Origin of the sequence: Micromonospora sp. NBC_01412 (assembly GCF_045040215.1) — a bacterium.
GTDB lineage: Bacteria > Actinomycetota > Actinomycetes > Mycobacteriales > Micromonosporaceae > Micromonospora > Micromonospora rubida.
The window spans coordinates 2,060,353-2,074,476 of the sequence record NZ_CP109528.1 but is presented as its reverse complement, the minus strand read 5'-3'; the positions used below and the strand labels follow the sequence as shown (position 1 = coordinate 2,074,476).

The following is a 14,124-nucleotide window of genomic DNA, read 5'->3' as shown; positions in this document are numbered from 1 at the left end:
GACAGCGTCGTCGAGCGGGAGCCCTTCGCGTCACCCCAGGTGGGTGCGGAGGAAGTCGAGTTCCAGGCGGAGCAGACGCTCCGACAGGCCGCCCGCGGCCATGTGGGTGGCCCCGGGCAGCGGCAGCACCGAGTGCGGCCGGCCCGCGCCGAGCAGCGCCGCCGACAGCCGCAGCGTGTGCGCCGCCACCACGTTGTCGTCGACCAGGCCGTGCACCAGCAGCAGCGGCCGGGCGGGCTCGCCGGACACCGGCCGCTCGGCGGCCAGCTCCAGCAGCGAGTGGTGCGCGTAGACGTCCATTCCGTCCTCCGGCATCCCCAGGTAGCGCTCGCTGTACGCGGTGTCGTACAGCGCCCAGTCGGTGACCGGGGCGCCGACGATCCCGCACCGGAACAGCTCCGGGTGGCGCAGCACCGCCAGCCCGGCCAGCCAGCCGCCGAACGACCAGCCCCGCACGCCGACCCGCCCCAGGTCCAGGTCGGGGTGCTTGCCGGCGAGCGCGGTCAGCGCGTCGATCTGGTCGGTCAGCACCACGTCGGCGACCCGCCGGTGCACCGCCTTCTCGAACGACGGGGCCACCCCGGGGGTGCCCCGGTTGTCGACCGTCACCACCGCGAAGCCGGAGTCGGCCCACCACTGCCGCTCCAGCCAGGCCGACCGGGCCGCCACCACCTCCTGGTGTCCCGGGCCGCCGTAGACGTCCAGCAGCACCGGCAGCCGGGTGCCCTTGACGTGGTCGGTCGGGTAGAGCACCGCGCTCGGCAGCCGCCGGTCGGTCACCCGCACCATCGTCGGCCGGGGCGCGTACGGCGGGGTGGCGGCCAGCGAGCGGAGCTGCGCCACCTCCCGGTCGCCGCGCCACACCGACCAGGTGGTCCCCGGCCGGTCCAGCGACGCGGTGCCGACCACCAGCGTGTCCCCGCCCACCGCGGCGGTGTGCCAGCCGGGGGTGCCGCTCATCCGGCGGGCGTCCACCCCGCCGCCGATCAGCGTCCGGACCCGGTACAGGTGCCGCTGGCTCGGCTCGCCCTCACTCGCCTCGACCAGCAGGTCGGCCGGGCCGTTGCCGGCGGGGAGCCGGCCCACCACCCGGCGCACGTACAGCGAGGGCGGGGTGAGCAGGGTGCCGTCGGCGAACAGGCAGCGGGCGTCGTACCCGTCGTGGGCCAGCTCGCCGCCGACCAGCACCCGGCCGTCCGGCAGGTGCACCGGGGTGCCGGGGATCGGCTCCACCCAGCGGGGATCGGCCAGCTCCGCGTGCACCTGGGTCTCCCCGGTGCGCGGGTCCACCGCGAGCACCAGGCCGTGCTGCTGGGAGCGGCGTAGCACGGTGATCAGCGGGTTGCCGTCGGCCCAGTCGACCGACGTCAGGTACGGGTAGGTCTCCCGGTCCCAGTGCACGTCGACCCAGCCGCCGTCGAGGTCGAGCAGGTGCAGGCTGACCTCGGCGTTCGGCCCGCCGGCCTGCGGGTACGCGACGGTGGTCGGCGGGCTCGCCGGGTCCGCCGGGTCGTGCAGGTGCCAGCGGGGCAGCCGGGACTCGTCGACCCGGGCGGCCAGCACGCCACGCCCGTCCGGCGCCCACCAGTAGCCCCGGAACCGGCGGAACTCCTCGGCCGCCACGTGCTCGGCCAGCCCCCAGGTGACCCCGGCGTCCTCGCCGGCCAGCAGGGTGTCGGTGCCGTCGGCCGACACCACCCGCAGCTCGCCCCGGCGTACCCCGTCGGCGGCGTCGGTGACGTACGCCAGCCGTTCGCCGGTCGGGTCCGGGCGCGGGTCGATGACCGGGCCGACGGTGACCACCTCGACCACGTCCCCGTGCACCAGGTCGGCCCGGAACAGCCGGCCGGCCAGCGCGAACACCGCCACCCGGCCCGCCCCGTCCAGGGCGTACGAGCCGATGCCGGCGGCGCTGAGCCGCAGCCGCTCGCGCAGCGCCCGCTCCCCGGGGGAGAGGGCCGCCGGGTCGGTGTCGGCGCCGAGCAGCGTCGCCGGGTCGGCGACCAGCCGCTCCTCGCCGCTGGCCGGGTCGAGCAGCCAGAGCGCGTCGGCGGGATCCTCCGGACCGGCCGAGCGCAGGAAGATCACCCGGGCGCCGTCGTCGGCCACGGAGACGGCGCGCGGTGCCCCGTGACAGAACCGGCGGGTACGGGCGGCCAGCTCCGGAAAGTCCACACGTCGGATCGTAGAGCGGGGCCGGCGATGATGTGGCCGACCTGCGTGGACGCGTCGGGAACGGCGGGGAATCCACCGCCGGTTAGAGTGACCGTCGTGACGACGCTGCCCGACCACCGCCTCCTGCTGGTCCACGCGCACCCCGACGACGAGTCCATCGGCACCGGCTCGACGATGGCCCACTACGCCGCCACCGGCGCTCACGTCACGCTGGTGACCTGCACCCTCGGCGAGGAGGGTGAGATCCACGTGCCGGAGCTGGCCCAGCTCGCCGCCGCCGAGGCCGACCAGCTCGGCGGCTTCCGGATCGGCGAGCTGGCCGCCGCCTGCGCCGCGCTCGGCGTCGCCGACCATCGCTTCCTCGGCGGCGCGGGCCGTTACCGCGACTCCGGGATGATGGGCCTGGCCACCAACGAGCACCCCCGGGCGTTCTGGCAGGCCGACCTCGACACCGCCGCCGGGCACCTGGTGGAGATCATGCGGGAGGTACGCCCGCAGGTGCTGATCACGTACGACCCGAACGGCTTCTACGGCCACCCCGACCACATCCAGGCGCACCGGGTGGCGATGCGGGCGGTGGAGCTGGCCGCCGTGGAGGGGATCGCCCCGGCCAAGGTCTACTGGACGGCCATGCCGCGCAGCGTGCTGGAGGCCGGCCTGAGCCACTTCACCGAGTCGTCGGACAACCCCTTCGGCGGCATCGAGAGCATCGAGGACCTGCCCTTCGGCACCCCCGACCCGGAGATCGCCGCCCGGATCGACGCCACCGAGCACCACGCCGCCAAGGAGGCGGCGATGCGGGCGCACGGCACCCAGATCCCGGCCACCTCCTGGCTCTACTCGATCGCCGGCAACTTCGGCGCGGAGTTCATGGGGGTGGAGTACTTCACCCTGGCGGTGGGGGAGAAGGGGCCGGGCTCCGGCCCGTACGGCTGGGAGGACGACCTCTTCGCCGGGATCGGCCTCGACGACGACGGGTCCGGCCGGGCCCCGGTCTCGGCGGCCGGCGTCCGGTGACCCTGCCCGCCGCGCCGATGTCGGTCGTCCCGCCGCAGGCCCCCGCCCCGACCCCGCCGGGCCGGGCGTGGCGGCTGCTCGACGTCGCCCTGCGGGTCGTCGGCGGCCTGGTGGCCGTGATCGGCGCGGTGGCGACCGGCCTGCTGGAGCTGCTCCTGTCGACCGCCCGGGTCGGCGGGCAGCTGATCGGGGTGTCCGTGCTGGTGGCCGTCGCCGCCAACATCGCGCTGGGCTGGTTCGCGTACGCGGCGGTCGGCCGCCGGTGGGCGGTGGTCCTGCCGGCGACGCCGTGGTTCGTGCTGATGGGCGCGGCGGCCATCCGGACCAGCGAGGGGGACCTGCTCCTCGCCGGGGACAACTGGGTCGGGCTCGCGATGATCGTGGTGGGGGCGATGACCTTCGCGGTGATGGGGTTCCGGCAGGTCCTGGCCCCGCCGCCGATCCGCCGTGTCGGGTGATGACGGCGCTCAGCTTCCGGTGGTAGACATTCCTGCCAGGAGGCCCGCCGTCGCGGCGGGCGGTGCGGCGGGAGGCGTGCGATGAAGGATCGGTGGCGGTCGGCGTGGGTGCTCGCGGCGGCGCTGTTCGTGGTCAACGTGATCGCCCGGGTGGTCATCAAGCTCGGTCTCGACGGCGACGACGCGGCGGCCGACCGGGTCTCGCTGGCGATGTTCCTGGTGATCGGGGCGATCCTCGCGGTGCTGGCGTTCCGCTGGGGGCAGGACCGTCCGGTGGCCCGCTGGGCCGGCGACGTGGCCGCCGCCGTGGGGATCGCGGTGCTGCTGACCGTCCTGGTCGGGCCGCTGCTGGTCGGGCAGAACCCGTTCGGCGGCGACGTGGGCACCCTGCTGGCCCAGGCCGGGCTCTACCTGTCGGCCGCAGCCGCCGGCGTGCTCGTCGGCTTCCTGACCCTCACCGCGCTGGGCCGCGACCACCGCTCCCGGATGCTCAAGCGGTACGCCGAGATCAAGGCGGCGAAGCCGCACCGCCCGGTCCGCCGCTGATCGCCCGCCTCCGGCGGCCCCTCAAGCCTACCTCCGCCGGCCCGCTCGGGCCCGGTGCCGGTCCGGTCAGGGGGCGACGCGGGTGAGGTAGGTGTGGTGGGTGGTGAAGCCCAGCGAGCGGTAGAGGGCCACCGCCGGGGCGTTGCTCTGCTCCACCTGGAGGAAGGCGTCGGTGGCGCCCAGGGCCGCGCCCCAGTCGGCCAGGGTGCGGATGATCCGGGTGGCCAGGCCCTGCCGGTGGGCGTGCGGGAGCACCTCGATCAGGGTCAGGCCGAGCAGCCGTCGCGCGCCGGTGACCGTGCCGCGGCCGACGGCGAGCAGTTCGTCGTCGGCGTACACCTGGGCGAAGCGGACCTGGTCCACGGCGGTGAGCACGTGCCGGGCGGCGTCCGGAAGGCCGCCCTTGCGCCCGGCGGCGACGGCGAGCCAGTCGTCGGACGGCGCGGCGGTCAGCTCGACCGGCGGCACTCCGGGGCGGTCCGCCCGCAGTGTGGCCAGCGGCACGGTCTGCACCAGCACCGGCGGCCGGGCGCCCCAGCCCCGCGCGTCCAGTTCGGCGCCGACCGGCGCGGCGAGCGGCAGCGGCGTGTTGACCATGGCGGGCTGCCCGAGGTCGGCGTACCAGCGCTCGACGGCGTTCAGCGCGGCCGGCAGCGGCCGGTCCGGGTCGCCGACCGGCAGGGCCGAGTTCGCCCGGCCGGTCCAGCCCTCGGCGCTGCGCAGCAGCCAGTCGCCGAGCCGGTCCCGGGTCGGGGCCGGCCACGCCGCGTCGGCGGCCAGCTCCAGCGCCACCACCGCGGCGGCCGTCGGCCGGCGGGCCGGCGGCACCCGCTTGGCCCGGTGCACCTCGCCCACCGGAACCTGGAGCCGGCCCTGCGCGGTGGTCAGGGTGAGATGGGTCTCGGTCAGCTCGACCAGCTCGCCGAGGGCGTCTGAGAAGAGCGGCCGGCCTTCGCGAATCCCCACAATCCGGCGAACAACAATCCGATGTCCCACATCCTGCTGTCGGAGCACGATCGACCCCCTCCCCGGCGAGATACTAGGCTCTAACCGTCGCGGGTGATCGCGGCGTGTCTTGCGGAGGAGAAGACCGGTGACCTACATCATCGCCGAGCCCTGCGTGGATGTGCTCGACAAGGCATGTATCGAGGAATGCCCGGTCGACTGCATCTACGAGGGCAACCGGATGCTCTACATCCACCCCGACGAGTGCGTCGACTGCGGTGCCTGTGAGCCGGTGTGCCCGGTCGAGGCGATTTTCTACGAGGACGACGTCCCGGAGCAGTGGAAGGACTACACCGGGGCGAACTACGAGTTCTTCGAGGACCTGGGCTCGCCCGGCGGCGCCTCGAAGATCGGCAAGGTGGAGAAGGACGCGACCTTCGTCGCGGGCCAGCCACCGCGCGGAGAAGACCACTGACCCGGTCCGCGCCGGTCTCGTCGCGGCTGCCCGAGTACACGTGGGACGCCCTGGGCGCCGCGGCCGCAGTGGCCGCGGCGCACCCGGGCGGCCTGATCAACCTCTCGATGGGCACGCCGGTCGACCCGGTGCCCCCGGTGATCCGGCAGGCTTTGGCCGACGCGTCCGACGCACCCGGCTACCCGCTGACCGCCGGCACGCCCGCCCTGCGGGCCGCCATGGCGGCCTGGGTGGCCCGGGTCTGCGGTGCGGGCGTCGACGGCCTCGGGGTGCTGCCCACCATCGGCTCCAAGGAGCTGGTGGCGTGGCTGCCCACCCTGCTCGGCATCGGCCCCGGTGACGTGGTCGTGGTGCCGTCGGTCTGCTACCCGACGTACGAGGACGGGGCGCGGCTCGCCGGCGCCATCACCGTGCGCACCGACTCGCTGACCGCGCTCGGCCCCGACCCCCGGGTCCGGCTGGTCTGGGTGAACTCGCCGGGCAACCCGACCGGCCGGGTGCTGCCCGCCAACCACCTGCGCAAGGTGGTCGACTGGGCCCGCGAGCGGGGCGCCGTGGTGGCCAGCGACGAGTGCTACCTGCCGCTGGGCTGGTCGGCCGCCGCCGAGCCGGTGTCGGTGCTCGCGCCCGAGGTCTGCGGCGGGTCGTACGACGGGCTGCTGGCGGTGCACTCGCTGTCCAAGCGCTCCAACCTGGCCGGGTACCGGGCGGGCCTCGTCGCCGGCGACCCCGCCCTGGTCGCCGAGCTGCTCAGGGTGCGCAAGCATGCTGGCATGATCGTGCCCGCCCCGGTGCAGGCGGCGATGATCGCCGCGCTCGGTGACCAGGAACACGCCGACGCCCAGCGGGAGCGCTACCGGGCCCGGCGGGAGCGGCTGCTGGCCGCGTTCACCGGTGCCGGGTTCACGGTCGAGCACTCCGAGGCCGGGCTCTACCTGTGGATGACCCGGGGTGAGGACTGCTGGGCGACGGTGGACTGGCTGGCCCGCCGGGGCATCCTGGTCGCGGCCGGCGTCTTCTACGGCCCGAGCGGCGCGCAGCACATCCGGGCGGCGCTGACCGAGTCCGACGAGCACATCGCGGCGGTCGCCGAGCGGCTCGCCCAGCCCTGACCGCCCAGCCGCGGCGCCGCGTGCCAGAGGGCAGGGGTCCACAGGGGACGGGCCGCGCGGTAATCTGCGCCCGATCCTCGGACAGTGGTTCGGCTCCTCCCGGCGCATGAAGGTGGGCACACCGTGCGGTATCTCCACGTGCTGCTGCGGGACCGCAACATCGACGGGGTGCGGCAGGCGTCGCTGGCCGTCACGGCGATGGTCTTCAGCGTGCTCAACGTCGTCGTGCTCCAGGCCCTGGACCTCAAGGACGCGGGGACGCGGCTGGCGGCGGTGCTGGTGTCGGCGTTCAGCCTCGCCCTGATCGGCGGCGTCGTGCAGCGGCTGTTCCTGCTGGCCTGGGCGTACCCGGTGCTCGGTGAGTGGGTCTACCGGTCGTCCTCCGGCACGTGGGGCCTGGCCCGGATCGGCCTGCGCGGCGGCGAGCTGACCTACACCGTCCAGCTCTACCGCACCGAGGAGGACCTCCAGGCGGCGGTACGCCGTGAGCCCGGCTTCGTCTCCCGCTGCCTGGCCACGGTCACCTCCGTCGGGGTGACCTACGACAGGGGGCAGGTCGAGCTGATCTACAAGATCCCCGACGCGCACGAGGACTACGCCGCCCGCAGCGGCATGCTCACCCTCGCCCCGCTCGGCGGGCAGGCGATGAAGGGTTGGTGGAAGAGCGATATCCTCGGTGCGGAACCGAGTCGGGGCGAACTCGACATGTACCGACCGAAACGCCGAGGTGCGTGATGGTGGACAGGCCGGGTGACATCCCCCGGGTCGCGGTGGTGGGCACGGGCCTCATCGGCGGCTCGGTCCTGCTCCGCCTGCACGGGCGCGGGATCGACGTCACGGGCTGGGACCCGGACGTGGACACCCGGGTGCAGGGGCGCGCGCGGAGTGTCCCGTTCCCCGAGGAGCTGGCTGACGCCGTCCGGGGCCGGGATGTGGTGTTCCTCTGCGGCCCGCTGTCCAGCCTGCCGGAGACGCTGCTCACCGTCAGCAAGCTCACCGGCCCCGACTGCGTGGTCACCGACGTCGGCAGCACCAAGGGCAGGATCGCCGGGTTCGCGGCGGCGCACGGGCTGACCGACCGGTTCGTCCCGGGCCACCCGATGGCCGGGACCGAGCGCGCCGGGCTGACCGCCGCCGTCCCCGACCTCTTCGACGGCGCGGCCTGGGTGCTCTGCCCCACGGCGGAGGGCATCGAGCGGTTCCGTGGCCTCGCCGCCCTGATCATCGACGTCCTCGGGGCGCGGATCGTGCCGATGGCGCCGGACGCCCACGACGCTGCGGCGGCGCTGGCCTCGCACATCCCGCACCTGCTGGCCGGCAGTCTGGCCGGGGCGGTGGCTGGCAGCGACCTGCGGGACGCCGCGCTGGGGCTGGCCGCCGGCAGCTTCCGGGACGTCACCCGGGTCGCCGGGACCCCGGCCACCCGGACGGCGGACATGCTGCTGAGCAACCGCGACCAGGTCCTCGCGCAGCTGGGCCGGGTGACCGGGTTTCTCGACCAGCTCGCCGCCGCACTGCGCGCGGAGGACACGACCGCCCTGGTGGGGCACTACCGGCGGGCCCGCGGGCTGCGGCTGGCTCTGCTCGACCGGGAGCTGCGCGCCGCCCCGCAGGGCTTCGCGCTCGCCGGGGGCGTCGACGACGAGCTGGCGTACCTGCTGTCGCTCGGATCGGCGGGCGGGTACCTGACCACCTGCGTGGTGGCGGACGGGCGGGTCACCTACACCGGCCACCTGCCGACCGCCGCCGCCTGATCCCGCACCGACCCGGCCCTCCTGTGCCGCCGGGCGTCGATGCGGCGACCCGCTGTCGAACTGTCGACCTACGCATTACGAGTGCGTCGCTCCAGCCGACTTCCTCTAGGGTGAGGGCATGGTGGACGGACCAATCGTGGCGGTACGCGGCGAGGTGTACCGGGAAGTCGCTCCCGAGCTGGCCCGGTTCACGGTGACCGCGACGGCGCGGGACCGGGAGCGGGAGGCCGTCCTGGCCCGGCTGGCCGAGCGGGCCGCCGCCGTGCGGGTGCTGCTCGACGCCGCCGAGCCGGCCGTGGACCGCCGGGAGACCGGCGACCTGCGGGTCTGGCCGGAGACGAAGCGCTCCGGCGAGCGGGTGGTGGCCTGGCACGGCAGCGTCGCCACGACCGTCACCGTCACCGACTTCACCGCACTGGGCGAGCTGATGCTCCGCCTGGCCGATCAGGACCAGGTCGAGGTCGCCGGCCCGTGGTGGTCGCTGCGGCCGGACAGCCCGGCGTACCGGGAGGCGCGGCACGCCGCAATCGCCGACGCGCTGGCCCGCGCCCGGGAGTACGCCGAGGCGCTGGGCTCCCGGGTGACCGCGCTGCTGGAGCTGGCCGACAACGGGCTGGCCCCGCAGCCGATGATGACCCGCGCCGCGTTCAAGTCCGGCGGGCCGGCGGACGCCCCGCCGGAGCTGGAACTGGACCCGCAGCCGCAGAGCGTGCACGCGGCGGTGGAGGCCCGGTTCACGATCACCGAGCCGGTCCTCGACTGATGCCGGCCGCCCGGGTCCTTTCCCTCGGAGAGCTGGTGGCCCGCGCCCGGGATCTGGCCGGGGCCGGGCCCCGTCAGCTCCTCGGCATCGCCGGAGCGCCGGGGGCGGGCAAGTCCACCCTGGCCGAGCGGGTCGTCGCCGAGGTGGGCCAGGCTGCCCGGCTGGTGCCGATGGACGGGTTCCACCTGGCCCAGGCGGAGCTGCGCCGGCTCGGCCGGGACGCACGCAAGGGCGCGATGGACACCTTCGACGTCGGTGGGTACGTCGCGCTGCTGCGCCGGTTGCACCGGCTGGAGCCGATCTCGGTCTGGGCCCCGCAGTTTCGCCGGGACCTGGAGGAGCCGGTCGCCGGGGCGGTCGAGGTGCCGCCCGAGGTGCGGCTGGTGGTGACCGAGGGCAACTACCTGCTGCTGCCCGAGGACCCGTGGGACGAGGTGCGGTCCCTGCTGCACGAGGTGTGGTTCCTCGACCTGGACGCCGAGCTGCGGCACCGCCGGCTGACCGTCCGGCACGAGTCGTACGGGAGGTCGCCGGAGCAGGCGCGGGCCTGGGCGCTGGGCAGCGACGAGGCCAACGCGGCCCTGGTGGCCGACACCGCCGGCCGTGCCGACCTGGTGGTCCGGCTGGCCGACCCGCCCGCCTGAACGACGGGGCCGGCGGCGGTGCCTGAGGGGGGCGTGCCGCACCGCGAGCCGTGGCCCGGTCGACGGGTCAGGCGATCTCGCGTACGACCCGGGCGGGGTTGCCCACCGCGACGACGTTCGCCGGCAGATCTCGGGTCACCACGGCGCCCGCACCGACCACGGTGTTGTCGCCGATGCTCACCCCGGCCAGCACGATCACCCCACCACCGAGCCAGACGTTGTCCCCGATCGTGATCGGCTGCGCAGCCTCCCACTTCTCCCGGCGGGGCTCCGGGTCGACCGGGTGGGTGGCCGTCAGGAGTTGCACGTTCGGTCCCATCTGGACGTCCGCGCCGACGGTGATCCGGGCGACGTCGAGGAAGACCGCGTTGAAGTTGACGAACCCGCGCGGCCCGAGGTGGCTGTTCCAGCCGTAGTCGCAGTGGAACGGCGGGCGGACCCAGGTGCCCTCGCCGACCGAGCCGAGCAGCTCGCGCAGCGCGGCCAGCCGGCCCTCGGGGTCGGCCGCCGAGCTGCGGTTGAACGCCTCGTTGAGGCGGGCGGCCCGGTCCAGGTCGGCCAGGATCTCCGGGTCCTCGGCGCGGTACAACTCGCCGGCGAGCATGCGGTCCTTCATGGAGGTCATCGGCCGATCATCCCCCGGCCGGGCCTCCACTTAGTGTCAAGTTTGTCACTTTCCTGTCTTCTCTTCCGCATACCGAGTATGCAATTCTCTTCTGTACCTGTGCGACCCCTGTCAGTGATGACGCCTCACAAGGAGGAATCCGTTGCATCGAACAGGAAGAAAACCGGCCGGCCTGGCGCTGGCCCTGGGTCTGGTGCTCGCCGCGCCGCTGACCACCCCGGCCGGGGCCGCCCCGGCCACGTCCCCCGCCTCCGCCACCCCCGCCCCCGCCGGGACCGAGCCGGCCGGCCGGACCGCCGGACGCCTGGCCACCACGGTCACGCTGGTCACCGGCGACCGGGTCACCGTCGCGGCCTCCGGCGCGGTGTCCGTCCGGCCCGGAGCCGGCCGCGACGACCTGCGCTTCCTGGTCCAGCGGGACCGGGGCCACGTCACCGTGCTGCCCCAGGACGCGCTGCCACTGCTCCGGTCGGGAAAGGTGGACCGGCGGCTCTTCGACGTCACCGGGCTGGTCGAGGCCGGCTACGACGACGCCCGCCGGGACAGCCTGCCGCTGCTGGTCTCGTACCGCTCGGGTGAGGCCCGCCGGGCCGTCGCCGGCATCGCCGGCACCCGGGTGACCCGCGACCTGCCCGCGATCGGCGGCGCGGCGGTGACGGCCGAGAAGGCCCGCGCCGGCGCGGTGTGGGGCGCGATGACCTCCGGCCGGGCGTCCGCCCGGGTCGACACGGCGGAGGGTGTCGACCGGCTCTGGCTGGACGGCCGGCGCAAGGTGACCCTGGACCACAGCGTGCCCCAGATCGGCGCGCCCGCCGCCCACGCGGCCGGGCTCACCGGCAGGGGCGTCACCGTCGCGGTGCTGGACACCGGCGTCGACCCCGACCACCCCGACTTCGCCGGCCGGATCGCCGAGTCGCGCAACTTCAGCGAGGCACCCGAGCCGGGCGACACGGTCGGCCACGGCACCCACGTCGCCTCGATCATCGCGGGCAGCGGCGCCGCCTCCGGCGGGAAGTACCGGGGGGTGGCCCCGGACGCCACGCTGCTCTCCGGCAAGGTCTGCGAGAGCTTCGGCTGCACCGACTCGGCGATCCTCGCCGGCATGCAGTGGGCGGCGGCGGAGAAGCACGCCACCGTGGTCAACCTGAGCCTCGGCGGAATGGACACCCCCGAGGTGGATCCGCTGGAGCAGGCGGTGCAGACCCTCACCGCGCAGACCGGCACCCTCTTCGTCATCGCCGCCGGCAACGACGGCTCCGACGGCTCGGTCGGCTCCCCGGCCAGCGCGGACGCCGCCCTGGCGGTCGGCGCGGTCGACCGGGACGACGAACTGGCCAACTTCTCCAGCCGGGGGCCCAGGGTCGGCGACGACGGCCTCAAACCGGACATCACCGCCCCCGGCGTGGAGATCGTCGCGGCTCGGGCCGCCGGCAGCGACCTCGGCGAGCCGGTCGGCGAGAAGTACATGACCCTCTCCGGCACCTCGATGGCCACCCCGCACGTCGCCGGCTCGGTGGCGCTGCTCGCCCAGCGGCACCCCGACTGGCGGGCCGGCGCGCTCAAGGCGACCCTGATGGCCTCGGCCAAGCCGCATCCCGGGCAGACCGCGTACCAGCAGGGCGCGGGCCGGGTCGATGTGGCCCGGTCGATCGGCCAGCAGGTCACCAGCGACCCGGCGAGCGTGTCCTTCGGCCGCGCCGAGTGGCCGCACGGCGACGACCCCACGATCGCCCGGACGGTGACCTGGCACAACTCCGGGACCGCCCCGGTCACCCTCGACCTGACGGTCGAGGCCACCGGGCCCGGTGGCGACCCCGCCCCGGCCGGCCTGTTCCAGCTCGGCGCGTCCCGGGTCACCGTGCCGGCCGGCGGCCAGGCGCAGGCCACCGTCACCGCCGACACCCGGGTGCAGGGCGCGGACGGCTACTACACCGGCCGGGTCGTCGCCCGATCCGGCGCGACCGTGGCGGTCACCCCGATCGCCGTGCACCGCGAGGTGGAGAGCTACGAGGTCACCATCAGCCACGTCGGCCGGGACGGCAGGCCCGCCACCGAGTACGGCACCTACCTGGTCGACCTGGGAACCTTCGAGTTCCCCACGGACGTCTACGACGCCGACGGCACGGCGACCGTGCGCGTCCCGAAGGGGCGGTACGGGCTGGCCAGCTACCTGTACGCCACCGACGCGAACGGCGAGCCCACCGGGGCCACCATGCTCGCCCGGCCCGAGCTGGTCGTCGACCGGGCGCTCCGGCTCACCCTCGACGCCCGCGCCGCCAAACCGGTGCTGAACACGGTGCCGCAGCGCGGCGCGACCCCGCGGCTGGTGGACGTCAGCGCGGTCTTCTTCGCAGAAGACGAGAGTATCTACTCGTTCGGCCTGTGGAGCAACGGCTTCGAGGGCCTGACCAGCGGGCAGATCGGCCCGGCCAGTACTCCCGAGCGGTTCGTCGCCACGATCGGCAGCCAGTGGGCCGACGGGGAGGCGGCCAGCAGCCCCTACCTGTACGCGCTGCTGGAGGCGTTCCCCGGCCGGATGCCGACCGGCTTCGTCAAGCACTACCGCAGCCGGGACCTGGCCACCGTCGTGCACACCTTCCGGGACGCCTACCCGGGGCTGGAGGCCGAGCGGATGGTCATGGGCGAGCTGGAGTACAACACGGGCGGATCCGCCCTGGTCCTGCGCACCGCGACGCCCGGCCGCCGGGTCGAGCACTACAGCACCAACCACGTGCGGTGGGAGAGCGAGCTGGGCTTCGGCACCCGCAGCCCCGAGGGCTGGCTGGACACCCAGGCGGTGCTGCTCACGCGGCCCACCGCGTACCGGGGCGGCCGGACGTACCACGAGACCTGGGGCGTCGCCCCGTTCGCGCCGTCCTTCCCGACGCGACGCTGGGAGCACGAGGGGATCACCCGCACGGGCGACACCGTCGTGGTCGACCTGCCCGTGCACAGCGACGCGGCCGGACACCCCGGCGGGTCGCTCAACGACCCTCAGTGGACCAGGCTGTACCGCGAGGGCAAGCTGGTCGGGGAGAGCGAATACCCGGGGTACGGGGAGTTCGAGGTGCCGGCGGGCGCGGCGAACTACCGGCTGGAGACCTCGGCGAAGCGCGGCTTCACCGACCTGAGCACGGAGGTCACCAGCGCGTGGACGTTCCGCTCGAAGCATGTCCCGGGTGACGACTTCGCGGCGCTGCCGGCGATGGCGGTGCGCTTCACCCCGGCGCTGCGTGCCGACAACAGCGCCCCCGCCGGGCGGTCCTTCACCCTTCCGGTGCGGGTCGAGCGGCAGGACGGCGCCCCGGCGGCGAAGGTGGCGTCGCTGACCGTCGACGCCTCCTACGACGGCGGGAAGACCTGGCGCAAGGCGGAGTTGCGCCGCCAGGGCTCCGGCTGGGCGGCCACGGTGACGCACCCGGCCGGCGCCGGCCACGTCTCGCTGCGGGCCACCGCGAAGGACACCGGCGGCAACACGGTGACGACGCGGATCATCCAGGCGTACCGGCTGCGCTGAACCGGCGTCCGGGCCCGGCGGCACGTCCCGCCGGGCCCGGACCCGTGCCGTCCTCCGTCGGCGGTGCCGTCGCCCGGCCTCGATGATCCGGTG

At 74.8% G+C, this 14,124-nt stretch carries 13 protein-coding genes; 10 read left to right on the top strand and 3 right to left on the bottom strand.

Features of this window, described 5'->3' with window-relative positions; translation table 11 throughout:
- Positions 1-30 precede the first annotated feature (30 nt).
- Positions 31-2,175, bottom strand: coding sequence for a prolyl oligopeptidase family serine peptidase (locus tag OG617_RS09230; RefSeq protein WP_405100440.1), 2,145 nt, complete (start codon positions 2,173-2,175; stop codon positions 31-33).
- 87 nt (positions 2,176-2,262) lie between these two features.
- Between OG617_RS09230 and mshB the strand changes: the two genes are divergently transcribed.
- From mshB to OG617_RS09215, 3 genes are all read left to right on the top strand, one after another.
- On the top strand, positions 2,263-3,192 hold the full coding sequence (gene mshB / locus OG617_RS09225; protein ID WP_405100438.1) for an N-acetyl-1-D-myo-inositol-2-amino-2-deoxy-alpha-D-glucopyranoside deacetylase: 930 nt from the start codon (positions 2,263-2,265) through the stop codon (positions 3,190-3,192).
- 17 nt (positions 3,193-3,209) lie between these two features.
- Positions 3,210-3,650: a hypothetical protein gene (locus tag OG617_RS09220; protein WP_405100436.1), complete on the top strand. Its 441-nt coding sequence runs from the start codon at positions 3,210-3,212 to the stop codon at positions 3,648-3,650.
- An 81-nt stretch (positions 3,651-3,731) separates the two neighbouring features.
- Complete coding sequence (locus OG617_RS09215) at positions 3,732-4,196, top strand: hypothetical protein (RefSeq protein ID WP_405100434.1); 465 nt, start codon at positions 3,732-3,734, stop codon at positions 4,194-4,196.
- 66 nt (positions 4,197-4,262) lie between these two features.
- On the opposite strand, the gene OG617_RS09210 is transcribed toward OG617_RS09215, so the two are convergent.
- Entirely contained in the window at positions 4,263-5,210 is a 948-nt protein-coding gene (locus OG617_RS09210; RefSeq protein ID WP_405100432.1) for a GNAT family N-acetyltransferase, read from the bottom strand.
- Between the two features lie 79 nt (positions 5,211-5,289).
- Here OG617_RS09210 and fdxA point away from each other — a divergent pair, with 79 nt between their 5' ends.
- The 6 genes from fdxA to OG617_RS09180 all read left to right on the top strand — a co-directional run bounded on the left by fdxA (position 5,290) and on the right by OG617_RS09180 (position 9,889).
- On the top strand, positions 5,290-5,616 hold the full coding sequence (fdxA, locus tag OG617_RS09205) for a ferredoxin (RefSeq protein ID WP_396676937.1): 327 nt from the start codon (positions 5,290-5,292) through the stop codon (positions 5,614-5,616).
- Positions 5,613-6,728: a succinyldiaminopimelate transaminase gene (gene dapC / locus OG617_RS09200; protein ID WP_405103592.1), complete on the top strand. Its 1,116-nt coding sequence runs from the start codon at positions 5,613-5,615 to the stop codon at positions 6,726-6,728. The genes fdxA and dapC overlap by 4 nt, the downstream gene beginning before the upstream one ends.
- Positions 6,729-6,851: 123 nt before the next feature.
- A complete protein-coding gene (locus OG617_RS09195) occupies positions 6,852-7,463 on the top strand; it encodes a hypothetical protein (RefSeq protein ID WP_405100430.1) in 612 nt (203 codons plus the stop codon).
- On the top strand, positions 7,463-8,482 hold the full coding sequence (locus OG617_RS09190; protein ID WP_405100428.1) for a prephenate dehydrogenase: 1,020 nt from the start codon (positions 7,463-7,465) through the stop codon (positions 8,480-8,482). The genes OG617_RS09195 and OG617_RS09190 overlap by 1 nt, the downstream gene beginning before the upstream one ends.
- A gap of 118 nt (positions 8,483-8,600) precedes the next feature.
- Positions 8,601-9,245 carry an SIMPL domain-containing protein gene (locus OG617_RS09185; RefSeq protein WP_396676935.1) on the top strand — a complete coding sequence of 215 codons (645 nt, stop codon included), beginning with the start codon at positions 8,601-8,603 and terminating at the stop codon, positions 9,243-9,245.
- Positions 9,245-9,889 (top strand): nucleoside/nucleotide kinase family protein, encoded by a 645-nt coding sequence (locus tag OG617_RS09180; protein WP_405100425.1) that lies wholly within the window; start codon positions 9,245-9,247, stop codon positions 9,887-9,889. Before OG617_RS09185 ends, OG617_RS09180 begins: the two co-directional genes overlap by 1 nt.
- Positions 9,890-9,956: 67 nt before the next feature.
- On the opposite strand, the gene OG617_RS09175 is transcribed toward OG617_RS09180, so the two are convergent.
- Positions 9,957-10,514: a sugar O-acetyltransferase gene (locus OG617_RS09175; protein WP_405100423.1), complete on the bottom strand. Its 558-nt coding sequence runs from the start codon at positions 10,512-10,514 to the stop codon at positions 9,957-9,959.
- A 142-nt stretch (positions 10,515-10,656) separates the two neighbouring features.
- Here OG617_RS09175 and OG617_RS09170 point away from each other — a divergent pair, with 142 nt between their 5' ends.
- Positions 10,657-14,031, top strand: coding sequence for a S8 family serine peptidase (locus OG617_RS09170; protein WP_405100421.1), 3,375 nt, complete (start codon positions 10,657-10,659; stop codon positions 14,029-14,031).
- Positions 14,032-14,124 lie beyond the last annotated feature (93 nt).

Coding starts and splice junctions, on each gene's coding strand:
- OG617_RS09220 (WP_405100436.1), top strand. CDS start 3,210: ATGTCGGTCGTCCCGCCGCAGGCCCCCGCCCCGACCCCGCCGGGCCGG.
- OG617_RS09215 (WP_405100434.1), top strand. CDS start 3,732: ATGAAGGATCGGTGGCGGTCGGCGTGGGTGCTCGCGGCGGCGCTGTTC.
- OG617_RS09190 (WP_405100428.1), top strand. CDS start 7,463: ATGGTGGACAGGCCGGGTGACATCCCCCGGGTCGCGGTGGTGGGCACG.
- OG617_RS09185 (WP_396676935.1), top strand. CDS start 8,601: ATGGTGGACGGACCAATCGTGGCGGTACGCGGCGAGGTGTACCGGGAA.
- OG617_RS09180 (WP_405100425.1), top strand. CDS start 9,245: ATGCCGGCCGCCCGGGTCCTTTCCCTCGGAGAGCTGGTGGCCCGCGCC.
- OG617_RS09175 (WP_405100423.1), bottom strand. CDS start 10,514: ATGACCTCCATGAAGGACCGCATGCTCGCCGGCGAGTTGTACCGCGCC.